Here is a 24,363-nt window from a genome sequence, read left to right as displayed (position 1 = left end):
ATGAGAAAAGGAATGTGGAAGGAAACGGCAAAAAGGCTGGCTTCGATTTTTCTGGCCGGTATGATTCTGGCAGCGACCGTGGTTACACCGGTTTCTGCAGTTCATACTTACTACTGGCCGGATGCTGTTACTGCAGATGCAATGGCAATAAAGAACTGGACCTGGACGGCAGAAGGAGAAGAGGCGGCACGAAACCCTTCTGTGGGACTTGTTCCTACAGGATTATCACAGCAGGAAACGGCCTTGATGGGAGGCTATACAAGCAAGTTCTGGTTTCAGGCGGAAAAGGCTAAGACAATCACAATTCCCGGAACCTCGGCAGAACTTGATTTTTCTAAATTTCATCACCGTTACTTTGCCTGTGCGGACAGTCATAATACCGGATTTTTTGCGCCTGTGGGGGCGCAGATTGCCTTCCAGAAGATGTATTATCCCACCAACAGCCTGGGAGATTATCCGGATTTTTTAAAGAATGCCCCCATGGATATGAAGACAAAAAAGTTTGCCCTTCTTCTGATCGCTATGATTAGTGCTGCCTATGAAACTCCGGCCATGGAGGACTTAAGGGACTCTGATCGGATGTCCATGTATTATTACCTTCTCTGGGCGTCAATCTGGAGTAATGATAAATATGTGGATCAGGGCATGTTTAAAGGAGAGTCGCCGGAGGGAGACTGGGACTTTGTACAGTACTTTGTAAGAACAATGCTGAACTCGAAGCTGAATCCGGATCCGTATGGGAGCACAGCCATTTATGATGCATTCAAAGACGGAGGCCCGGCACAGAAGTATTTCTTTCATTGCTGGAAAGCTGCAAAGTTTCTGTCGACATTTGACTATACGGTCGATATGGGAAGCTCACTGCCTGTCTCGGCGCCTGTGCTGGGTGAGGATGGTATGTATCATATAACATTCACCTATGGAGATCTTTCGGATTATGAAAAAGAAGTATACCGGCGTATGACGGCGGAAAATCTTGCTTCAGGCTGGGAATATACCAATGATGGAAGTTCCATTGATTTTAAGTCGGCGGATGGCGGATCAGACGGCAATGCAATTGCCACGTTAAAGCTTCAGGAAAATTCGGAGGAAGATCGTTTTTATAATTGCGGTTTCGGCGTGGGCGGTCTGGCCGGCTTTCGCGGTTGTGCGAAAAGAGAAAGGAATGGAGAGTTTGGCTGGGGAAATACTCAGATATATTTTTCGGCAGTATCTGAACCGCTGGAGATTCTTGTAGGAGGCCGGATTCCTTTGAACCCGGGTGCAGAATGGAATATGGAGGTTCACCGCTATGAACATACGGAAACCTGGGACGCCCACTATAATATCCAGCTGCAGAAATATGATTCTGAGACAGGACAACCTCTTGCCGGTTCTAAGTGGGATATTCTGGAAGCCTTTGATGATACGCAGCTGAATGATACAGAACTGGAAGACTTCGATAACTGGGCAAACAGGAGTGGAAGCCAGTTCTTAAGATGGGAAGGCTGGGATTATGGGGAGGGTAATCCTGAAGGAGATGCAGCAAATGATCCCTGTACCTGGGATATTAATGTGACAAATGAAGATGGTGTCCTTATGCTGGGGGATAATGAGGAAAACGCATCAGAACGGAGAGCACATACCGATACTAAGACCTATACCTACACAAAAGGTTATTGCGGCGGCCATCCGGAACCGGAAATCGAAGAAAGCGGAGATCCGGAGATTGATACTGAGAATGAAACAGCTGCGAAGGAAGCGTGGCAGGAGGAGATGGACTACTGCGAGCGTCTTGCAGAACAGGGAGGCTTTTTTCATTCCATTGATGCAGGAGAAGCAAAAGAACAGCTGGAGGCAGACCGGGATAAGCTCTACGGTCAGTTTATATCACTGAAATACGATTACTCAGCAGTAGAACTGACTCCGCGCCCGGGTTATACAAATCATGGAAGTCATACAGACGATATTCCGATAGAGGTAAAAACTGTCACGTCTTCCGAGTACAAAGACCGTCCGGAATTCAAGGCAGGGAAAACAGAAAAATATTATCTAAATAAGCGGGCAGCCGGGAAAAACAGGGATTATATGGACGAAGACAGGGCTGGCAATACGGCTGTCCCTTCGGAGGCCACAGCTTCCAATACAATAGCTTCCAAAGCTACTATCTCCAATGCATCAGCCTCCAATGCACCTGTCTCTCATGCAACCGACTCCAACGCAAAGAAAAAGAACGGTCTCCTGGCCAGGCTGAAGGCATTGTTTGAGCTGCCCCGGAGTCTGGTCGAGCGAAATAAGAGTGATAAGTCTCTGCTTAATAATAAGAGTGAGTCCGTGGAAAGCGGATACTTTGAACCATCCGAGGCGGACCCGGTAGTACCGGGAAACCAAGCCATTACAGATCATACGTTTATTGTATACAATCATCGAACGGAAGGTGAAATACATATCAACAAACGTGACCTGTATTTACAGGCAGGCGAAAACAATACTTATCATGCATACGGAGATTCTATGGGGGATGGTACCATGGAGGGGGCAGTATATGGCTTATTTGCCCTTCAGGATATAAATCATCCGGACGGCTGCACCGGCACTGTTTACCAAAAGGATGATTTAGTTGCCGTAGCGTCTACAGACCGAAATGGCGATGCCTCATTTATGGCTTTTACGGAAGCACCTGGAATGACATGGAATTATAAGACCGGAAAGATTGAAAAAAGACCGGGAGGCTTTTCTGGACCTGAGAATCTTTATCGGAACAGAACGGATGCAGATACAGTCATGGACATTGAAAACTATATTGGCTTTGATTCTGAAGGAAATCCCGTTCATCTGAAGGATTCCCTGGCCGGCGGTGAGGCCGGATACTGGAAATACTCTTCCAACCAGTCGGGTATTGAAGGATTGAAAGGGAGCCATGCAGTATATCCGGTATCGGATAATGATAAAAACAATGGAAACGGTTGGATTGGGCGGCCCTTAATTGTAGAAGAACATGGAACGGACTATTATGTAAAAGAACTGGCCAGATCAGAAGGATATGAGCTCTCTGTCAATGGCAGAACCAATGTCATCACAAACGGCAGAGATAACTATGAAGGGGAGTATCACACGGCGGATGTCGCTATTGGTAAAATTACTCTCGATACGGTGGGAAACGGAAACTATTTTGATATAACCGCTCATCAGGCGGATCACGATCTGACACTGCAGGGTATTCAGTTTCCGGAAGGAGCGGTGTTTGAACTGTCAGCCAGCCAAAAGGTTCCGGAAAAGATTACGGTACCTGTTTATCGAACAGTGATAAAACCGGTTATGGCGGCAGCAGGTACTTTTGTCTATCGGGCAGGAGAGAAAGTGGCGGCAACACAGGGGGAGGCGGTATTCTTTCCCGGGGGACAGAGCTATAGTGTCAATGCCGTGTCAGATGAAAAAGAACAGACAATCGGCGTTAAGCCCATGAATTACCATACTATGGGTATACCGGCAGTAACAGAACTCCATTCAGAAGGGGAAGCGGAGGCATTTCAGAATCTCTATAACAGGGAACTGGGAGGCCTCGGATATATGGAACCGGGGAGTGATGCGCCGTGGGTGCGTGTGAAATTAAACGGAACTACGGATACGGAATGGATTCTTTCCATTGCAGCTGGTATGAAAGCGTATGATCTGCAGTATTTTAATAGTCTGCGTATTTCAGATATGGAGCAGTCAGGGAGAGATCTTTATGCGATTATACGGTATGAATGGAAGCTTTACGAGGACAGCCGGGATGATGCAGTTTATATACCGGATAAAAACCGTCTCTATTTGAAAAAAGACAGCGGGAACGGATATTTTGTCTACATCGCATACGAAGACCCGGAATCCAATCCGGCAGTGCTGTCCTGGCGTATGAAAAATGGTTTTCTGGAGAGAGCGACATTAAAACAACAGAAAATAGAAGGGCTGAAGGTATCATATCCGGCCCAACTCCCGGATTCCTTTTCAGCAGTGACGGTTCGGACACCATCATACTGGATCTATGCAGCTGGCGAGCAGCAGATTGATGATGCGGGAGATTTAAAATATGCGGAAGAAACAGTTATTGACTATGTGGAACAGGATGGGTTTAAGACGGTCGAAAAGAATATCAGGCTGACAACCGTGTATGATGCTGATCATAAGATGTATGAAGTTACACTTCCAGCAGAAGCATTTAAAGATACGGATACTGTCAGGCTTAAAGTATCTGATAACGGGAGTGGGAAATATTCAATTAAACAGGCGTATATCAATCAGAGTTACTTTGTCAGCCGGCCAGTTCAGCGGGAGGCAGATTCCTATATTCAGAATATAACACTTACACCGCCGTCGTATGATCAGCCGTGGCAGGATGGAAATATGAGAAGAGAACCTGCAAATGTGATGGAACGTCCTGTTATGCAGAAGATTAAGATTGTAAAAGACATCCTTGTCGAAGAGGATGGTAAGTATGGGGACAATACATTTGCTGATTCCGGTCATGAAGATTATTTTACGCAAAATGGGGGTGGAATAGAGGATACCGCGTCGTACCGGCCTAATTTCCGTTTCAAGATTTATTTAAGGTCCAATCTGGAACAATTATACCGAACGGAAGATGGAGAGGTTGAATGGCTTGACAGAAATGGAAATACCGTCGATATTGCAGCGTATCGGGCAGCATATCCGAATCTGGTGCAAAAGATCTATACGAAAGTTCTGCACAGGACCGATTTTCGTTCCAGAAGAACCAATAGAGATGTAATCGCCAATCAGGAGCTTTACAGTTTTACGGATGGACGGATCAATGAATATCCGGAGACCGGGTATACGGCAGTTCTGGAAACTATTCTGTCTCATGAAGTGGATGCAGATGGAGATGATAAGGAGATCAGCAGATATAATTATCAGAAGTTCTTTGACGCAGTTGGGGTTGCAAATCAGGATAAATGGGACAAAGCAAAACCGGAATATACTTCTTTTAAGCCTCTGGCATTTATCAGACAGCTGCTCTTTGGAACTGCCGGATCGGAGCGTATTTATCCTGCACAGCATAATAATACGGAAATTCAAAATGAAGCAAATACATCGGAGACAGCAAAAGAAAATAGAAACTGGTCAGACGCGGTAAGACAGTTTGCGATCTCCTGGTATCTGGACAGAGAAGTAGAAAAACTGGTGAAAGAGAACGGCACGGGTGAAACAGAAATTGCAGCAGGCAGTGAAAACTATCAGGACGAAGTGTATGATACCGCATTAAATGCCGCATTGATCAAGGCAGAAAACTATTTAAAACCATTTTTCCGCTATGACCTGGATGAGATTTATGCTATTGAGTGGGACAGTGAATCAGACGGCGGCAAGGATAAAGACAGGACGACTTTGAGTGCGGATAAGGAGGCAGCAGCAGGATACTGTTATGCTATCTCGGAATATCTTCCCTATGGTACGTATGTGGCAGTGGAACAGCAGCCAATGGACAAAGAACTGGAGGATTTTCCCAATAAACATTATGCAGTTGATGTGCCAAAGGAAATTGAATTACCGGCTGTATACGAAGACGGGAAGGCAGGGGCCAGCGAAACGCCGGAACGGTTGAGCCGATATTATCATTATAATGCGAATCTGCCGGCAGCAGACCTGGCAGCAAAATATTTTATTCGCTTTAACGAAGAATGGGCGGGAAAGGCAGATGAAAGCGTAAGAGAGCATGTTATTAAGGCACATGGATATTTGGGAGATTACGAGATTTATAAGTATGGTCTCGATCTCGCTAAACTGGCTGGAAACGCTTTGGGAGATCCCAGCGGCACCCCGCACTTTGAGATTACTCAGAGTGAATACGATCCGATGAAAGATTATTATAATACGATCGTCTGCCCGGAAGAGGAAGGAGGAAATCCGGAGAGTCACTATCTGGCTGATGATGTCAATCATGGGATTACTGCACCTGGTGGAAAGGAATACGAAAGTGACGCCATAGAGCGAATCTACCGCTACGGCTCTGTTTCAGAGCATAGACAGACGTTGTCTTCCATGGATGGAATGCAGACAGCCTATGATGGAAAATATGCTTCCATGCTTGTGCCGTGGTCAGTGACGGAACCGGTAAATGAAGAGCACGATACCATACAGAATCCGGATGGATCCTCTGACGGCATGGGATATGGATACCGAAAATTCAGGAATACCTTTTACAGGAGTCGTCTGCGTATAGAAAAGCTGGATTCGGAGACCGGTGAAAATATTCTTCACGACGGGGCTGTTTTTACGATATATGCCGCAGACCGTGAAGATGGCGAAAATACAGATGGCCTTGCCAGGTTCTATGAGACGGATACTCAAATAAAAGGATCCAGAGAATTTTTAGAGGCTATGGGAGCATCTGAGATTACAAGAGCTGCCAGGGGGCTTCCAGAACCGGGCGGTCTGTGGACAGGAATTGTGGCGGCTGGAACTCCCATATGCAGTGAGCGCGAGCAGATTGTCATGGTGGATGCCAAAGGCCGCAGAACAGGGGAATTTGAGGCGTATACGACAACACGGGACGGTGTTCAGGCGGAGGAGGAGAATCCGGCAGAGTTATCCTGGCAGGATCAGAATACCGGTTATCTTATGACTCCGCAGCCATTGGGAGCAGGTACCTATGTTTTATGTGAGATGAGGCCGCCTTCCGGATATGCCAGGACGAAACCAATCGCCATAGAAATCTATTCCGATAAGATTTCTTATTATCTGAATGGAAGCCGGGACAGCCGGGTAACCGCGGCCGTCTATGAGGACGGGATCGGACAGGGACCCGAGGGGGCAGCGGATACTGGGCGAATTTATGTGGGAAATACGCCGATACGTCTCGAAGTATCCAAGATAAAAGAGAAAGGCCGGACTGTTACTTACTGCACCCGAACACGGGTCGAGGGCAGCGAAACAGAGCTGACAGCAAAATATGGTAAGGACAATCTTGAGTTTGCGTATAAAGGAGGAACCTATTTAAACTATGCCTGGTATAAGGGAACTGCGGAATACTTAGAAAGCCGGAAGCAGGCGGGAGATGAGGTCGTTCTTGTCTGCGAGGATGGTGTGTTTGCAGGGTACGGCCGGATAACACGGCCGCTGGATACCGCAGGTGATAAGAACCATTATGTTTCAGGGGCAAAGATGATCCTGTATGACGGCATCGAGATCCAATCTAATGGCGACAGCGGTGATTACGGTTTTGACGGCGTAGAGGTGGACCGGGACCGCAATAATAATGTGAAGAGCATAAAGGTTTTGGAAGGATATGCAGGTAATACTGTAGAATTTGTAAATTCAGATGATATAGAAGGAAGTCTGAAAGGGGGAACGGGATCCGGTACCTGGACGTACCGGACCATAGAACGGAAGGACACGGATATTCTTTATTATTCTTTGGGAGGCTTGAAAGTCACGGAACGGGGAAGTGACGGGCGCATATACGGTTATGACCGCGATGGAAAACGCATTCAGGTACGAAACCAGGAATCCATATATGCATTAAAAAATGGCCGTCCCGTCTTTGAACTTACCGGCGGTGATCTGATGGATGCAGAATACTCAGCTCTGGACAAATGTTTTACGCTGCAGTCAGGAACCGAACTTTACCATGTAGATTCTGACGGGAACCGAGATGCAAAAGTCCATCCAACAACGGGAATGGCATACACTACAGAACTGGGAACGGACCGAAAGGGGAAGCAGTACGAGAGGATTCTGGTCTGGCCGGTCAATGTGTCAAAGTCGGCAAATGGCGCTGTGATAGCGCAGGAAAAAATAAAAACATACCGGATTGCATCAATAAATGCGGATACCGAAGGGGAATATACGATTGGAAGCTTCGATGGAACGGTGTTTAATAAGTCTTTGAATCCGATCGTGGGCAGTCATGGACTTCCCGAATATTATCAGAGATCTGACCAGGTATATAAAAAAGGAGAACCTGTTTATGATATTGATCATGATTACGTAAGATATCGCTACAATGATCTTCTGCCTGCGTTTAACCGGAATGCCTATAAAATTAATAACTGTGGGGAACTGCGAGATATCGGAGAAGAGGAAGATCCTGCGGACGATAAAAAATTGTACCATCGTCAGGGCGAGGCATGGATTATGGAAAATGCGTGGACGACAGGCGACCGGTATCCTAATGATCCCTTTCACTATGCCTCTGGGACAGGGCAGGCGGATATGCTGAAACGCGTTATTCCGGGGACCTACATTATGGAGGAGGCGGAAGCGCCGGCCGGATATGTTAAGGGATTCCCCTCCGGTCTTACGGTCAGAGAAACAAGACAGGTCCAGAATGCCGAACTGGAAGATGAAAAAATAAAGGTAGAAATTGTAAAGACAGATGCTGCAGATCAGTATCGAATAGATATCGTCAGTGATTATCAGGAGATATTAAAGACGACAGAGCCTAAGGGAGCCTACAGCTACGGTCAGATATCGGGAGCTCATCTGGTTCTTTATAAGGCCAGGAGGAACTATACGACTGATACAGAAGCTTATCCGGACGGCTATTACCTGGAGAAAACAGAAAATACCCCTGCATCGTGGACGGTGGAAAATCCGGAAGATAATACTCCGGTAGTTGTGACGGCCGAGTGGATTACGGATGGAAAACCAAAATACTTTGAAGGGATTCCGGCAGGTGATTATATCCTGGAAGAAATAGAAGCTGCAGGCGGCTATGTCCGTAACTCCATGAATATAGAGGTTAAGAAGACAGGCGAAGTACAGACGTTTCATATGAAAAACGATCATACTAAGCTGGAAGTTTTTAAATACTGTAAGGACGAGTATGGGAGTATGGTGCCGCTGCCGGGGGAGCATGCTGCAGGCCTGGCGCTCTACAATGCTGTGACTGATGAACAGGGAAACATACAGATGAACGGGGGAGAGCCGCAGTTTGCAAAAGACCGGCTGATCGATGAATGGAAAACAGATGATCTAAAAGCGTACACAGAGAATTACGAGTTAAGCCGAAAACTGACGGACCGTATCAAAGCCTTTTTGGGATTGGCTGTAAATCAATCCGGTTTTATTTTGGATTTCGAGAATACATATCGGAAGCAGGGCGATGAATTTGTATGGCTGACATGGCATACAAAAGCAGGAGAGAGATCGGCAGAGCGAATTTCTTCTGGAAAGACCGGTGTGACGGGCAGCACGGTACAATTGTGGAGAACAGATGACGATAAGATAATCAGAATTACCATTTACCGAAATGCGCGGAATGGTTCCCTGGAAGAAGATGGACAGCTTCCGCTGAACTTTGAGTATCAGTTTAATTACCGGGAGCTGGCGGATGGGATAAAAAGCTATGATACCCTGGAAGGGATGCACAGAATTGATTATCTGCCGTTTACAGGGATAAAAGATGGAAGAAGAGTAGGAAATTATGTCCTGGTTGAGAACGAGGTTCCGGAAGGCTATGAACCTGCAAAGCCCAAAGTCCTTGTGATTGAGGAGAACGGGAGTGTACAGAGATTCAGTCTGGAAAATACAGAAAAGTCTGTCTCCATACTGAAATTAATTTCTGACGGGGATAAGGAATACGCGGCTGAAGGCGTTAAGATGGCTCTCTATCGGCCGGATACGGATGGAAACTTTAACGGTGATGAGAATAATCTTATTGAACGCTGGATTTCAGGCGCTGACGGCAGATTTACAGAAGAAGACCGGTACCAGGACAGGATCCCGGAAGGTTTTGGCGTGGGCGATTTAAAACCCCACCGGATCAGCAGAATACCAGACGGCCCGTATTATATTGTGGAAGAGGAGGTTCCCGCATATATGGTAAAACGGGAACCAATGAAGGTAGAGATTGGAAGAGATACAGCCGCGATAATCCGTATGGTGAATCTGCCGTTGAAAGGACGTCTGGAACTGGTTAAAAAAGCGGATGATACGGGGGAAATGCTGGAGAATGCCAGATTTCTAATTACAAACAGAGATACGAAGGAGGAATGGTACATAACAACCGGCCGTGATGGCCGTGCGAAACTTCAGAATCTGGCGGTAGGAAAAGTTCGGGCTGATGGAACGATTGATCCCTATACGTACACTATCGAGGAAGTATCTCCGCCTGATTATTACCAGCTTTCCGGTGGCAAAAAGTTTTTTACTTTCGATGGGAAAGCAGAGAGCCAGGTTGTTACATATACATGTGTAGTTGAGAATAAACCGACTCAAATACGATTTAAAAAAACAGATTTCGAAACCGGTATGGCATTGGAGGGGGCTAAGATCGCTGTCTATCATGCCGTGGCTATAGACGGGAAATATGTAAAAAGCGGCGAAGCCATAGAAGTTAACATATCCGGACCTCAGGGCTTTACGATTAAAAAGAAACTGTCAGCGGGGCATGTCTATATTATGGAGGAACTGGAAGCGCCGGCAGGCGCCCATCTGTCACCTCCGGTTATCTTTACAGTAAATCGGGCTGGAACCGGGATCAGTAAGATAAAAAACAATTTCAGTGTACTGGAGTGCGCTTCTTCTGGCGGAGCTATTGATTCACTTCTGGTTTTCGGACGTGCGGCAGATAAGACCTATACGGTTTTAAAAGATCTGGATACCGGAAAGGTACTGCCCGATATCATCAGCAGTACAGACGTCACCCTGACGGCTGAGGATGGAATCGAGGAAGGGCATTTGTATGAAATAACTGAGTATACCCGTTATTCAGATGGCAATACTGAGATGAGCAAAAAAGAGACAAGGAGAATCTGGTTTGATGAAAATGGATCTTTCCTTTTACCTTCGAGGACATATTTAAAAACGAGACTCCGATTGGAAAAACAGGATAGGACAGAACTTGATTCCTGGACAGTGGAGATGGGCAGTGTCGAGCATAAAATAAATAATCCTGTTAAGAAGGAGAGTTCGGTTGCAGAAATTGCCGGAACAGCAGGAAACGGTTATATGCCGGTAAAAAACGGTGATGTGGTAAAGTATGTGATAACATATAAAAATTCCAATGCGGAAAGCACGGATCTCACTGTAACTGCTGAATTGGAGAAAGGACTGGAATTTATGAGAGCGTCCCTGGAACCGGAAAAAAAGGAAGGAACACTGACCTGGCAGATCCGTGATGCAGCCCCTTATTCTGTTGGTCAGATAGAACTTGTTACCCTGGTAAGCGGCCAGACGGGAGAATTTATAAGATCAGTGTTTACCGCCGGAACCCAGACGAATCTTATGGAATCGATCCTGGAAAATCCAATTGCTCCCAAAGGCAGTCTGACAATCAGAAATCATATATCAGGACTGGGAAAGAACCCGGATGATGTGTTTGCGTACCGGATTCGCTTTCTGGATTCATCAGGGAGGCTGCTGTCCGGTTATCAGAATTATACGGGTTCTAAAGAAGGCCGGATAAAAGGGGAGGGGCAGATTTCTCTAAAGGGGGAGGAGTACATGATTTTCTCCGGTCTGCCCTATGGTACAAAGTATGAAATAATACAGGAGGTAAACAGAGACTATGAGCCGGTCAGCAGGGAAAGCTCCGGGCTGATATCAAAAGAGGCACAGGGCGCCGTATATGTAAATAACAGAAACGATGAGTCCGTCAGGGAAGTACTGACAGCAGGCGGCAGTTACTGTCTGGCTGAGACAACAGACTACACGGATGGAGCGGAGCAGATCACAGGAATTTACCGGTTTACGTTAAATGAATCTGGAAGAATCGATAATGTAGATATGGAAGATAAGCCGGTCAGGCTGTATTTTTCCAAGATCGATATTACGACCGGTGAAGAAATTTCGGGAGGTTCCTATGTGCTGATAGACGCAGTGACAAAGGCGGAAATCTATCGATTTACGAAAGAGGAGTCCTTGCCGGTCCTGATTCCGTCGGACGTACTCATACCTGGAAACGAATATATTCTTCATGAAGATATGCCTCCTGACGGTTATGCGAAAGAGGAAGATATACGGTTTGCCGTCAATAAGGAAGGCGTTGCAGAAACTATAGTCATGCAGGATAGAAAGACCAGAATTTATTTGGAAAAGGTGGATGCCGATACAGGGGAATCTGTGAACGGGGGATATTACTGTGTAAGAGATATGGAAAGCGGTGAAGCTGTTTTTTGCTATACGGCAACAGGAAAGCCGGTTCTGGCAGAGGGAGTCCTGGTGGCAGGAAGGAAGTATGAACTGGTGGAAGAACGGCCTCCGGCTGGTTATGGATCCTGCAGAAACATTGCTTTTTCAGTGCCGTTAAGACCGGAAGCAATTACCATAAGAATGAAGGACAAAAAAACAGAAGTGGTTGTGGAGAAGCTTACACTGTCTTCCTCCGAGAATGCCAGTCCGTCGGAAGCAGATAAACAAAAGCCGGGATTTATCCTGCAAATTCTGAACAAAGATAAAAGTCCTGCAAAAGCGGTAAGAGACTTTTCGGGATTTAAAGAAGGGGAAGAACTGATCTTTACCACGTCACAGGAGTTTAAGAGCATAACCGGTCAGCTGACAGCGGGCGGTGAATACTGGCTGCATGAAGTGAAACCGCGCGATGGCTATGCGCTGGCGGAAGATGTACCGTTTACTGTGGACAGGGACGGAAACCGGCAAATCGTGGTGATGGCTGACCGTCCGACTCATGTGGTGCTGTCAAAAAAAGCTCTTACCGGGAGCCAGGAACTTCCGGGAAACCATATGGCTGTCCGTGATGAAGGGGGGAAGGTCCTGGAACGCTGGATTTCAGGTGAGAAGCCCCATGAAATTACAGCAAAGCTTACTGCCGGAAAAACGTATTATCTGTGTGAAGAAACTCCTGAATCAGGGTACGCTTATGCGGAGGAGGTCCCTTTTACCGTGAGCGAAGACGGAAGCGTGGATCTGGTGGAAATGAGAAACGATGTGACCAGAGTGCGGATTCATAAACAGGATCAGTCTGGTAATGCCATAAAAGGAGCGATCCTGCAGATTCTGGAAGCAAAAAAGGAAATTGTTATATTGGAATTTGAAACCACTGGAGAACCAGTGGATGTAACCGGAATACTGACAGCCGGGGAGACGTATTATCTTCATGAAAAACAGGCCCCGCCCGGATATCTTCCGGCAGCCGATATTTCGTTTACGGTTCCGCGAAAGAACCGACTGATTGAAGTTACCATGACGGACTTAAAGCAGCACGATTCCGAGAGCAATACCATGTATCTGATGAAGACGGATGCAGCGACGGGAAAAGGGCTGGAAGGCTTTGAATTTACGGTTACAGGGCCAGGAAGAAATACATTTACCGTTGTTACCGGAAGGGACGGTAAAGCAGAATTTGCCATGCCGCCGGATGGAACCTATACATACCGTGAGACAAGCGGGCAGTCAGGGTATCTCATATCTGAAGAGACTTATCGCTTTACCATTTCTCATGGAAGAGTTACCGGGAACAGTATCATTCTGGTGGCAGACCAGCCGCTGCCTCCGGAAACTCCGTCTGATGATACCCACCGCATTGGAAGAATAACGGCCAGTTATAAACCCGGATTCCAAGGCAGAGTCAGCGCTGCAGAGGAAGCCAGCCGTCAGCCCGGTGCGCGGACAGGCGATGAATATCCGCTTATGGCTATTATGGCAGCTGCGCTCTTCTGTCTGGGAGGATTTCTATACCGGATGAGACGGGCGGGTGCACGGAAATAATGCGGAGAATAAGACGGAGGAACAAAGTAAAACGGTTCAATATAACCATTCTGCTCCTGGCCGGTTTTCTGCTGTCTGTGTTCTGTCTGGTAATCCGGTTTGCAGACTATGCGTCGGGACGGAAGGAATACAGACAGCTGCAGGAGCAGTTAGAAGCGTTCGCAGACAGCCTGAGCAATCAAACAGAGGAATGGAACTGGAACAGAGAAGAGGAAGAAGAGGAAGAAGAGGAAGATGAATGGACCCGCCTGATGATTTCCCGGAATCCGGACTATGTATTCTGGCTTTGGATTCCGGGAACAAATATCAGCTATCCGGTGGTGAAAAATACGATTCCTGGTTATTATTTAAACCATACATTCAGCGGAAAGGAGAATCCATGCGGAAGTATTTTTTGCGGGGAGGGAGCCGAAAATCTGATTATTTATGGACATAACATGAAAGATGGAAGCATGTTTGGAGATTTGAAGCGGTATATCAACGAGGATTACTTCCGGGAACACAGGTATATAATGATTTATTGTCAGGGAGACTGGCAGAGGTATATGATATTTTCCTGCTATATTATCCGGGAAGAGGAGGTGGGAGTATATCAGAGTTATTTTAACAGTGAGGAGGAAAAAAGGACATATTTAAATAATATAGAAAGAAAATTCCTCTATTTGACGGGGAAGCAGCCGGAGATAACAGATTCCATCATTACGCTGTCCACATGCATGGGAAAAGGGAAAAGAGTGATTGTGCAGGCAGTTTTGTTGTGATATACTGAATGACAAAATCATAATTGCGCAGGAGGAGAAGGGATGGAGGATCTTAAGATAGGAATATTGGGAACCGGTGCGATAGCGGCTACTCTGGCTGATACGATGAACCGGATGTCCGGCGTTAAGCTTTACGGTGCGGCGTCGAGAAGTCTGGAGAAGGCGAAAGCTTTTGCGGAACGGTTCGGTATTGACCATGCGTACGGTTCTTATGAGGAGCTTGCCGCGGATCCGGAGATAGAACTGGTGTATATCGCAACCCCTCATTCGGAGCATTATAAGAATGCGGTACTTTGCCTGGAACATGGAAAACATGTTTTGTGTGAAAAGGCGTTTGCAGTGAATGCGGCCCAGGCAAAAGAGATGATCGCTCTGGCGGAGGAGAAAAAGCTGCTTATTACTGAGGCGATGTGGGTCCGTTACATGCCGATGGCAAAGACATTAAGAGAGGTACTGGATTCCGGGATTATTGGGGAACCAATGACTCTGACCGCAAGCCTGTGCTATCTGATTGACGGGATTCAGAGACTGGTTGATCCGAATCTGGCGGGAGGTGCGCTGCTCGATGTAGGAATTTATACGATTGCGTTTGCGTCTCTGGTGTTTGGGGATGAGATCACTTCCATCACTTCGACTGTAATCAAGACAGAGACCGGTGTAGACTCACAGAACAGCATGACATTCTGCTATCCGGGCGGGAAGATGGCGGTATTAAACAGCTCCATTCACGTGCTGTCAGACAGAAGAGGAATTATCTACGGGACAAAAGGGTACATCGAAGTAGAGAATATCAACAATTTTGAATCCATCAGGGTGTTTGATGAAAACCGCAGGCTGAAGGAAGCCTATACGAGACCGGAGCAGATATCCGGGTATGAGTACCAGATAGAAGCCAGCCGGAAGGCTATCCGGGAGAATCGCCTGGAATGTCCAGAGATGCCCCATCATGTGACGATTCGTATGATGGAGACCATGGATGCTTTGAGAGAACAGTGGGGAATCCGGTATCCGTTTGAGTAACGGTAAGCGCGGAATTCGATGCAGGTGATTCCTGCGGATTAATTCAGAGCAGAAGGACAGTTGAAAGAGGCAGAAACATGTTTACAAGGAAGGATTTAACGAAATTACTGGCTCCGCTGATCGTGGAGCAGATACTGGCCGTACTGGTGGGCATGGTCGATGTCATGATGGTTGCGGCAGTCGGTGAGGCGGCCGTGTCAGGAGTTTCCCTGGTAGATTCCATCAGCGTGCTGATTATTCAGATTCTGGCGGCGCTTGCCACTGGGGGAGCAGTGGTGTCAGCTCAGTATCTGGGAAAAAAGCAATCGGAAAATGCCTGCCGGGCAGCGGGTCAGCTGGTTGGTGTTACAACCGTACTGTCTCTGGTCGTGACCACGGCGGCCTTAATCGGTAACCGCCATTTACTTGGGGCTGTGTTTGGAAAAGTGGAAACAGCAGTTATGAATGACGCGGTGATATACTTTGGGATTACAGCTCTTTCTTATCCGTTTATCGCCGTTTATAATTCCTGCGCGGCATTGTTTCGCTCCATGGGGAATTCCAGGATATCCATGGTGATCTCTATTGTGATGAATACAATCAATGTAGTAGGAAATGCAGTCTGTATCTTTGGACTTCACATGGGGGTTGCCGGTGTGGCATATCCCACGCTGGCAGGCAGGATGGTGGCGGCTGTGCTGATGGTCTGTCTGATTCAGAAGCCGGATAACATCATTAGAATTAACCGGCTGAGTGAACTGCGGCCAAACCTTCATATGATCAGGAATATTTTATCTATCGGTATTCCTAATGGTCTGGAGAGCGGAATGTTCCAGTTTGGAAAAATCGCTTTACAGAGTCTCGTTTCATCATTGGGTACCGCGGCCATTGCAAGCTATGCAGTTGCATCAAATCTGGTTACCCTGCTGTACCTGCCGGGAAATGCAATTGGGCTTGGGCTGATCACGATTGTAGGGCAGTGTATAGGCGCCGGCGAGAAGGGACAGGCCAAGCAGTATACGCGTCAGCTGACAGGCATCAACTATGCGATCCTCCTTGTTCTGTGCACGGTGATGATTGTGTTTGGAGGGCAGCTGGTGGGGATTTACCAGCTGTCGCCGGAGGCATCTGCGATATCAAAGCAGATGATTACAGCCCACAGTATTGCCATGGTCGTCTGGCCGCTTGCATTTACCATACCGTACACACTCAGGGCATCTCTCGATGCAAAGTTTACCATGGCAGTTTCGGTTTTCTCCATGTGGGTGTTCCGGATTGCATTTGCATATCTTTTTGTGCGGGTGTTTCAGCTGGGAGTAATGGGGGTATGGTACGGAATGTTTATTGACTGGATATTCCGGGCTGCAGTCTTTTCTCTGCGTTTCCACGGGCTCGAAAGACGTGCTGTCTCTGTTTCATAAGAGTGCAGTGGAAGCGTGTCTCTGTATGTATAACAGTTGGAAGCATAACAAAACGGGATTGGAATTATCACTCAGGACATCAGGGAAAATATGTCATGCAGTTTGATTCCAATCCCGTTTTATAATCTCGAATGCTCCTATACATGTTACAGTCTACGGTTCATTCATTTTTCCATCAGAATTTACGTAATAGCCGTCGATCACCTGATTGACGGCCATGAGTCCCATCGTTCCGTCGGAATCCGGGTTAAAGTAGTACCACTCTCCGCCGATTTTATTCCAGCCGGTGACCAGGATGCCGGAGGGGTTGGTATAAAACCAGCCGTTATAATCAGGATCGAAGATCCACCCTGTCATCATGGCTCCTTCATGGCTTCCTTTTTCCGGATTGAAGCGGTACCAGTGGTTATTAATATAATTCCAGCCGGTAACCAAATAGCCATCGGCACCAAAATAATAAGAATAGCCCTGATATTCTGCCCAGGTGGAGGTAAAATAGGCGGGATTTCCCTTATTGGCAAACCACCAGCCGTGATCGTCTTTTTCCCAGGTCCCATTTAAAAAGCGGGATTCGTCGGGGGTATGGGCAAAACTTGGGAATACTCCGATCCCCGCGCTGACAAACAGGCAGCAGGCGGCGAGAGCGGCAATGCTTTTTATTTTTCTTTTATGAGAACAGGATTTCATTCGTTCCGTCTCCTTTCCTGTGAGGCAACAGATATTTCATAAACTGCTAAGTAAATTATAAAGGATAGGGATTCAAAAGACAACATAACGGAAAAAAACGTAAGATTAATGTAAGAGCAGTAACAGGGAAAATATTTCTTGACATCACATAAAACATCTGTTATAGTACATATAGAACAATTAAAACGAATGCTTTGTATCTCCGGATAGGATGAGAAGGAGGATAATATGAACATTAATAAATTTACACAGAAGTCACTTGAGGCGGTGCAGAACTGCGAGAAGCTGGCCTATGAATATGGAAACCAGCAGATTGAGCAGGAACATTTGCTGTACAGCCTTTTAACCGTGGAAGACAGCCTGATTTTAAAACTCATAACAAAGATGAACGTTCAGAAGGAGCAGTTTATCAATGAGACTGCTCAGGCGATCGAGAAGCTGCCGAAGGTGAGCGGAGGCCAGCTCTATATCAGCAATGATTTGAATAAGGTTTTAATCAGCGCCGAGGATGAGGCGAAAGCCATGGGGGACGAATACGTTTCTGTAGAACATCTGTTTCTCGCCATGTTAAAACAGCCTTCCAGAATGGTAAAGGAGCTGTTTCGTTCTTATGCAGTTACGAGAGAGAACTTCCTTCAGGCACTGTCGACGGTCCGCGGTAATCAGCGGGTGGTGAGCGACAACCCGGAGGCTACGTACGACACACTGGAGAAGTATGGGTATGACATGGTGGAACGTGCGAGAGACCAGAAGCTGGACCCGGTGATCGGCCGTGACAGTGAGATTCGTAACGTGGTTAGAATACTTTCCAGAAAGACGAAGAATAATCCGGTTTTAATCGGTGAACCCGGTGTCGGTAAAACCGCAGTTGTGGAAGGCCTTGCGCAGCGTATCGTGCGCGGAGATGTGCCTGAGGGCTTAAAAGATAAGAAGCTGTTTGCCCTGGATATGGGGGCTCTCCTGGCGGGAGCCAAGTACCGCGGTGAATTTGAGGAAAGACTGAAGGCCGTTCTGGATGAGGTGAAGAAGAGCGACGGACAGATTATTCTGTTTATCGATGAGCTCCATACCATTGTAGGAGCAGGCAAGACGGAAGGATCCATGGATGCCGGCAATATGCTGAAGCCTATGCTGGCCAGGGGTGAGCTTCATTGCATCGGTGCTACGACGCTGGATGAATACCGTCAGTACATTGAGAAGGACCAGGCGCTGGAACGCAGGTTCCAACCGGTTATGGTAGCTGAACCAACGGTGGAGGACACCATCTCAATCCTTCGTGGTTTAAAGGAACGGTACGAGGTTTATCACGGTGTTAAGATCACGGACTCGGCTCTGGTATCGGCGGCAACCCTTTCGGACCGCTATATCAGCGACAGGTTCCTTCCGGATAAGGCGATCGATCTGGTCGATGAGGCCTGTGCCATGATTAAGACAGAGCTGGATTCCATGCCTGCCGAACTCGATGAGCTTTCCAGAAAGATTATGCAGATGGAGATTGAGGAAGCAGCTCTTAAAAAGGAGACGGATCATTTAAGCAAGGACCGTCTGGCTGAACTTCAGAGAGAACTGGCGGAGCTGCATGATGAATTTGCCGTTTCTAAGGCCCAGTGGGAAAATGAGAAATCCTCAGTGGAACATTTATCGGCGCTGAGGGAAGAGATTGAGAATTTAAACCGGGAGATTCAGGATGCCAAGCAGAAATACGATTTAAACCGTGCGGCTGAACTGCAGTACGGAAAACTGCCTCAGCTTCAGAAAGAACTGGAGGAAGAGGAAGCACGTGTCATGAGCCAGGATTTGAGTCTGGTACATGAGAATGTGACGGAGGATGAGATCGCAAAGATCGTTTCCAAATGGACAGGAATTCCGGTTGCAAAGCTGACGGAGAGCGAGAGAAATAAGACGCTTCATCTCGATGAAGAACTGCATAAGAGAGTCATTGGACAGAATGAGGCGGTTGAAAAAGTGACCGAGGCCATTATCCGGTCCAAGGCCGGGATCAAGGATCCCACGAAGCCGATCGGCTCCTTCCTGTTTTTGGGACCTACCGGTGTGGGTAAGACGGAGCTGGCGAAAGCCCTGGCCGAGAGGCTGTTTGATGATGAGAATAACATCGTCAGAATCGATATGAGCGAATACATGGAGAAGCACTCCGTATCCCGTCTGATCGGGGCGCCGCCAGGATATGTAGGCTACGATGAGGGCGGTCAGCTGACAGAGGCTGTCCGCAGAAAACCGTATTCGGTCGTTTTATTTGATGAGGTGGAAAAGGCCCATCCGGATGTGTTCAATGTCCTGCTTCAGGTATTGGATGATGGACGAATCACCGATTCAACCGGTAAAACCGTAGACTTTAAAAATACAATTATTATCATGACTTCAAACATTGGTTCCCAGTACCTTTTAGATGGGATCGATGAGACGGGAAGCATAACGCCGGAGGCCGAGGCCATGGTTATGAATGACTTAAGAGGCCATTTCCGTCCGGAATTTTTGAACAGGCTGGATGAGATTATCCTGTTTAAGCCTCTTACGAAAGAGAACATTGCAGGCATCATCGATCTCATGATCCAGGATTTGAACAAACGGATTGGGGATAAGGAACTGAAGATTGAACTGACGGATTCTGCGAAGCAGTTTGTGGTGGACCGGGGGTATGATCCGGTTTACGGAGCCCGTCCGCTGAAACGGTATCTCCAGAAGCATGTGGAGACACTGGCCGCTAAGATCATCCTGGGAGATGAAGTGAGAGCGGGGAATACAATTGTGATCGATGTGGCGGAAAACGGAAACCAGCTGATTGCATATCCCGAATAATTAAAAATTATAACAGAAAGTCACAGCAAAAGAATGGCGGGGTGATCTTAACCCCGCCATAAAATATCTTTATTTACTGTTGTATAGAACATATCATGGATAGCATGTGCGTCCTGCGTCTGTCCCAGTATCCACATCAGCTTTGTCACGGTGGCTTCCAGTGTCATGTCGTAAGCCTCCAGCAGGCCGAATTCCTTTTTGATGGTGCGACCGACCTCGTAAACGGACATATTGCTGCCCTCATTGGTCACCTGGGTAGTCATGACGACGGTCTTGCCGAGAGAGATCCATTTTTCGATGGCTTTGTAAAAATCCCCGCTGTCATAGGACGGAAGGCCGCCTACGCCGAAGGATTCAATGATGACGGCGTCGTAATGCTCCGCCATATAATCCAGAACATCGGCCCCCATGGAAGGAATCAGTTTCAGCAGGGCAACGTTGGGATTCAGCGTGTGGTAAAAATGCACGTGATCCGTTAAATGCTCCTTTTCATCCAGGTAAAAGATGACATGGCCATCCTGAATCATGGCAATATAAGGAAAATTGATACTGGAAAATGCATTGTAGCTCTTCGTCCGCTCCTTTTTCCCACGGGTTCCGGCAATCACCTTACCGTCAAAGACGATGGTGACGCCGCATGCGCGGTCGTCGCTGGCAAAACGAAGGCTGTCATACAAGTTGATCCTGGCATCCGTGTTTTCCATATCGATGGGCTTCTGGGCACCGGTTATGACAACGGGCTTTGCAGAAGACTGGATCAGATAGGAGAGGGCGGCCGCCGTATAAGCCATGGTATCCGTTCCGTGACAGATTACAAAGCCGTCGTATTCCTCATAATGTGTCTCGATGGCTTCCGCCATGGCAAGCCAGTGTTTTGGCTGCATATTGGTGCTGTCTATATTGAGAATCTGAAGGCTGTCCGCCTGACAGAACTGTGCTGCATCCGGAACGTATGAGAGAAGTTCGTCAGAGGATATGAGGGGCTTTAAGCCGTATTCTCCGCGTTTGCAGGCGATGGTTCCGCCGGTACCGAGCATTAGTATTTTTTTCATTGGATATCCTCCTGTTATGATGCTGAAAACGATTGTATCACGACTTTTTTCATTCGTACAGGCCTTTCTTGAAAATACTGATAATATATGCTAGAATGAATTGCATTGATACAGAACAGGAGAATCGGAAATGGCAAATATACCCAAAGATCCGGTCATGCTGCTGAGTTTTCTCAATACCCAGCTTCGCGACTATTACCCGTCCCTGGAGGACTGCTGCTTGTCACTTGGTATTAATATGGAAGAGATAACAGGCGGACTGGCCTTGATCGGCTATTACTATAATGAAGAAAAAAATCAGTTTATTTAATTGGAAGAATCGAACACGAAAACGTATGCAAAAAGATGATATGGGATTTACCTTAATAGAAACGCTTACGGTTCTGGCTATCGTTGCGATTCTTGCAGCGACCAATATTCCGGTGCTGAACGGGTTTATCGATGATGCTAAGAAAAAGTCGTATGTGGCAGAGGCATATATGGTTAAAGCTGCCATGCAGTCATATGTCATTGAACGGATTGCCGACGGAACCATCGATGATTTCGTGATGTATGAAGAGATCTTTTACCCGGAGGTAGGAAGTGAGGAGAATGCCCTGTACGAGATACTGAAAGGAAGCGTCACGAAAGGCGGGAAGATCCGGCTGATCAATTATGACAGGACGACAAGTAAAGTAAGCGGTATCATCTATGATGTGAAAAATTACGAAATTGAGATAAAAAATGATACCGAAGTTGAAGTCCGTGACAGAAAATGAAAAGGAATACCAGGGATGAGAAATTGGAGATACGTGAGAGAAAACAGAGAAGGATTTACACTGGTAGAAGTTCTTGCAGTTCTGGTAATTATTGCGATTTTGGCGGCGGTTGCCATTCCGACCATGAGCGGTTTTATCAGTGATGCCAGAAAGAAGTCGTATACTTCCCAGGCAAGGAATGTCTATGTGGCGGCACAGGCCGCAGCACTGGAGCTGGAGACGTCAAAGGATGGGACTGCGGCCGCCTCGGTCACCGTTTATACCAGAAAAGACGGATCGAAATACATGGACAGAGTGGAGGCATTTCTTGGAAATGATGTGGAAAACGGAAGCCACTTTACGATAACACTGGATGGAAACAAGGTTGAGGAAGTAGAGTATACTCCGGAAAATGGGAAGAAGATTACAATCACCGGAGGAGAGGGCGTTACGTATGAAGAATGAGGAGCATATGGGCAGAATTATTCCCGGGAGGGTCGTCGCAGCTGCGGTGGCCCTTTTTCTGGCGGGTCTATCCTGGCATCACTGCGGCGGACTCAGCCTCCGCGCGGTCATGATATGGCTGGTATGCCTGATTTTGACTGCAATTTCATATACGGATTTCAAGACCATGCATATTCCTGACCGTATGACGGCCGCACTTCTCATACCTGCGGTTCTGTCTCTCGACGCGGAGTCCGGAATTTCTCTTTTTAGCAGGGCGCTGGGAGGTGCGGCAGTCAGTTTTCCCATGTTTCTCATGACGCTTGCTGTTCCGGGAAGCTTTGGCGGCGGTGATATCAAGCTGATGGCAGTCTGTGGTCTGATACTCGGTTGGCCGCGGGTTGCCGCAGCAGGGTTTCTCTCTGTTGTAACCGGCGGCTGTTATGCAATCTGGCTGCTGGCAACACGCAGAGCCGGACGCAGCGACCATTTTGCTTTCGGTCCGTTTCTGGCGGTGGGTGTGGTGCTTTCCCTGCTGTATGGGGATCAGCTGCTGGCCTGGTATCTGGGATTTTTACGGTGAGAGAAAGGAGGACCCTGTGGCGGATTATGAGTATACTGCGAAAAGCATCAATGGCAGGCGCATGAAAGGGAAGATTCAGGCTCAGGACCGTGATCAGGCATGGATCAAGATCCGTGGTATGGGACTGTATCCGGTGAAACTGAAAGAAGAACGTGGAAGAGTCAGAAAGCGCCCGTTCAGCTGTGGCCTGCTTGCACGGTTTATGAGTGAAATGGCGGTCATGCTGAATTCAGGGATTCCGCTGGCACAGGCTCTGAATTTAATCAGTGTCAGGGAATCCAGAAAAGATTTAAAGGAGATTTATGGAAAACTCTATCATATGATCCTGCACGGCATGGATTTATCCCAGGCGATGGAGATGCAGGACGGAGTATTTCCGCCTGTCCTGATTGGCATGGTACGCGCCGGAGAGGCGGGAGGCAGCCTGGCAGACGCCTTCGGCAAGATGGCAGAGTACTTTGAAAAGGAAGATGAGACGAGAAAAAAGGTGGGAACTGCCATGATTTATCCGGCTTTTCTCTTCTTGACGGTTGCCGTGGTGGTGATCCTTTTATTCACAACGGTACTGCCCAGCTTTTTCGAACTGTTCGAATCGATGGAGAAAATACCGGTTTCCACACAGGTACTAATGGCGGTAAGTATTGGGCTTCAAAATCATTTTACGGAGATTGCTGCGGCTGTCGGCTGTGCCGCTGCGATTCTGGCCGGAATCTTTACACGCCATGGGGCAGCGGTGTGGAGGGACAAAATGATCCTTCATATTCCCTGTATCGGGACACTCCTTAAGATGGTTATGGCAGGCAGATTTGCAAGGACCTTCAGTTTCCTGTACGGCGGAGGCGTTCCGTTTATTAACGCCCTGGAACTCACAGCCGATGCGCTGGGCAGCCGTTATATGAAGAAGCGGCTCTGCCAGGTGATGGAGGATGTGAAAAACGGCATGCTTCTTTCGGATTCCCTGGCTCAGATTCGTGAACTATGCCCGGAATTCATACACAGCGTTTACATAGGGGAGGAGTCAGGTAATCTGGAGGCCATGCTGAAGCGCACTGCGGATTCCTTTGAAATAAGATCAGAGACAGCAATCAAGCGGCTGCTGTCGCTTTTGGAGCCGACGATGATTATTATCATGGCAGTTATCATAGGTTATCTGATGCTGTCTGTGATGGTTCCCATATACCAGTACTATCAGAGCATCGGATAATGCCTTAA

General features: G+C 47.4%; 12 protein-coding genes. 10 read left to right on the top strand and 2 right to left on the bottom strand.

What is annotated here, in order from left to right; genetic code table 11:
• The 4 genes from NE473_RS07735 (at position 1) to NE473_RS07720 (ending at position 16,831) form a co-directional block, all read left to right on the top strand.
• Positions 1-13,650, top strand: a complete 13,650-nt coding sequence (locus NE473_RS07735; protein ID WP_055650744.1) for a SpaA isopeptide-forming pilin-related protein — start codon at positions 1-3, stop codon at positions 13,648-13,650.
• On the top strand, positions 13,650-14,411 hold the full coding sequence (locus tag NE473_RS07730; RefSeq protein ID WP_055650745.1) for a class B sortase: 762 nt from the start codon (positions 13,650-13,652) through the stop codon (positions 14,409-14,411). The genes NE473_RS07735 and NE473_RS07730 overlap by 1 nt, the downstream gene beginning before the upstream one ends.
• A 42-nt stretch (positions 14,412-14,453) precedes the next feature.
• Positions 14,454-15,431, top strand: a complete 978-nt coding sequence (locus NE473_RS07725; protein WP_022031558.1) for a Gfo/Idh/MocA family protein — start codon at positions 14,454-14,456, stop codon at positions 15,429-15,431.
• Between the two features lie 77 nt (positions 15,432-15,508).
• Positions 15,509-16,831: an MATE family efflux transporter gene (locus NE473_RS07720; protein WP_006770982.1), complete on the top strand. Its 1,323-nt coding sequence runs from the start codon at positions 15,509-15,511 to the stop codon at positions 16,829-16,831.
• A gap of 153 nt (positions 16,832-16,984) precedes the next feature.
• Here the strand turns inward: NE473_RS07720 and NE473_RS07715 are convergent, their stop codons facing one another.
• The gene (locus tag NE473_RS07715) at positions 16,985-17,518 is read right to left on the bottom strand and encodes a DUF4179 domain-containing protein (protein WP_055650746.1); all 534 of its coding nucleotides are present in this window, start codon (positions 17,516-17,518) and stop codon (positions 16,985-16,987) included.
• 228 nt (positions 17,519-17,746) lie between these two features.
• Between NE473_RS07715 and clpB the strand changes: the two genes are divergently transcribed.
• Positions 17,747-20,335 (top strand): ATP-dependent chaperone ClpB, encoded by a 2,589-nt coding sequence (gene clpB, locus NE473_RS07710; RefSeq protein WP_055650747.1) that lies wholly within the window; start codon positions 17,747-17,749, stop codon positions 20,333-20,335.
• A gap of 47 nt (positions 20,336-20,382) precedes the next feature.
• Here the strand turns inward: clpB and NE473_RS07705 are convergent, their stop codons facing one another.
• Complete coding sequence (locus tag NE473_RS07705) at positions 20,383-21,387, bottom strand: asparaginase (RefSeq protein ID WP_006770978.1); 1,005 nt, start codon at positions 21,385-21,387, stop codon at positions 20,383-20,385.
• A 130-nt stretch (positions 21,388-21,517) separates the two neighbouring features.
• Between NE473_RS07705 and NE473_RS07700 the strand changes: the two genes are divergently transcribed.
• Genes NE473_RS07700 through NE473_RS07680 form a run of 5 tightly spaced genes read left to right on the top strand, consistent with a single transcriptional unit; the run spans position 21,518 to position 24,355 of the window.
• Positions 21,518-21,697, top strand: coding sequence for a DUF4250 domain-containing protein (locus NE473_RS07700; protein ID WP_006770976.1), 180 nt, complete (start codon positions 21,518-21,520; stop codon positions 21,695-21,697).
• Between the two features lie 25 nt (positions 21,698-21,722).
• Complete coding sequence (locus tag NE473_RS07695) at positions 21,723-22,145, top strand: type II secretion system protein (RefSeq protein WP_055650748.1); 423 nt, start codon at positions 21,723-21,725, stop codon at positions 22,143-22,145.
• Between the two features lie 15 nt (positions 22,146-22,160).
• Complete coding sequence (locus NE473_RS07690) at positions 22,161-22,589, top strand: prepilin-type N-terminal cleavage/methylation domain-containing protein (RefSeq protein WP_055650749.1); 429 nt, start codon at positions 22,161-22,163, stop codon at positions 22,587-22,589.
• Positions 22,579-23,151, top strand: coding sequence for a prepilin peptidase (locus tag NE473_RS07685; protein WP_055650750.1), 573 nt, complete (start codon positions 22,579-22,581; stop codon positions 23,149-23,151). Before NE473_RS07690 ends, NE473_RS07685 begins: the two co-directional genes overlap by 11 nt.
• Positions 23,152-23,167: 16 nt before the next feature.
• Positions 23,168-24,355: a type II secretion system F family protein gene (locus tag NE473_RS07680; RefSeq protein WP_242866170.1), complete on the top strand. Its 1,188-nt coding sequence runs from the start codon at positions 23,168-23,170 to the stop codon at positions 24,353-24,355.
• The last annotated feature ends 8 nt before the right edge of the window (positions 24,356-24,363 follow it).

Origin of the sequence: Hungatella sp. SL.1.14, assembly GCF_024460495.1 — a bacterium.
GTDB classification, from domain to species: domain Bacteria; phylum Bacillota; class Clostridia; order Lachnospirales; family Lachnospiraceae; genus Hungatella; species Hungatella hathewayi.
The sequence above is the reverse complement of the archived record's forward strand: the minus strand, read 5'-3'. Positions and strand labels throughout refer to the sequence as shown.

What these genes read in the sequence shown, in the direction of transcription:
- NE473_RS07735 (WP_055650744.1), top strand. Translation starts at nt 1, where the DNA reads ATGAGAAAAGGAATGTGGAAGGAAACGGCAAAAAGGCTGGCTTCGATT.
- NE473_RS07730 (WP_055650745.1), top strand. Translation starts at nt 13,650, where the DNA reads ATGCGGAGAATAAGACGGAGGAACAAAGTAAAACGGTTCAATATAACC.
- NE473_RS07725 (WP_022031558.1), top strand. Translation starts at nt 14,454, where the DNA reads ATGGAGGATCTTAAGATAGGAATATTGGGAACCGGTGCGATAGCGGCT.
- NE473_RS07720 (WP_006770982.1), top strand. Translation starts at nt 15,509, where the DNA reads ATGTTTACAAGGAAGGATTTAACGAAATTACTGGCTCCGCTGATCGTG.
- NE473_RS07715 (WP_055650746.1), bottom strand. Translation starts at nt 17,518, where the DNA reads ATGAAATCCTGTTCTCATAAAAGAAAAATAAAAAGCATTGCCGCTCTC.
- clpB (WP_055650747.1), top strand. Translation starts at nt 17,747, where the DNA reads ATGAACATTAATAAATTTACACAGAAGTCACTTGAGGCGGTGCAGAAC.
- NE473_RS07705 (WP_006770978.1), bottom strand. Translation starts at nt 21,387, where the DNA reads ATGAAAAAAATACTAATGCTCGGTACCGGCGGAACCATCGCCTGCAAA.
- NE473_RS07700 (WP_006770976.1), top strand. Translation starts at nt 21,518, where the DNA reads ATGGCAAATATACCCAAAGATCCGGTCATGCTGCTGAGTTTTCTCAAT.
- NE473_RS07695 (WP_055650748.1), top strand. Translation starts at nt 21,723, where the DNA reads ATGCAAAAAGATGATATGGGATTTACCTTAATAGAAACGCTTACGGTT.
- NE473_RS07690 (WP_055650749.1), top strand. Translation starts at nt 22,161, where the DNA reads ATGAGAAATTGGAGATACGTGAGAGAAAACAGAGAAGGATTTACACTG.
- NE473_RS07685 (WP_055650750.1), top strand. Translation starts at nt 22,579, where the DNA reads ATGAAGAATGAGGAGCATATGGGCAGAATTATTCCCGGGAGGGTCGTC.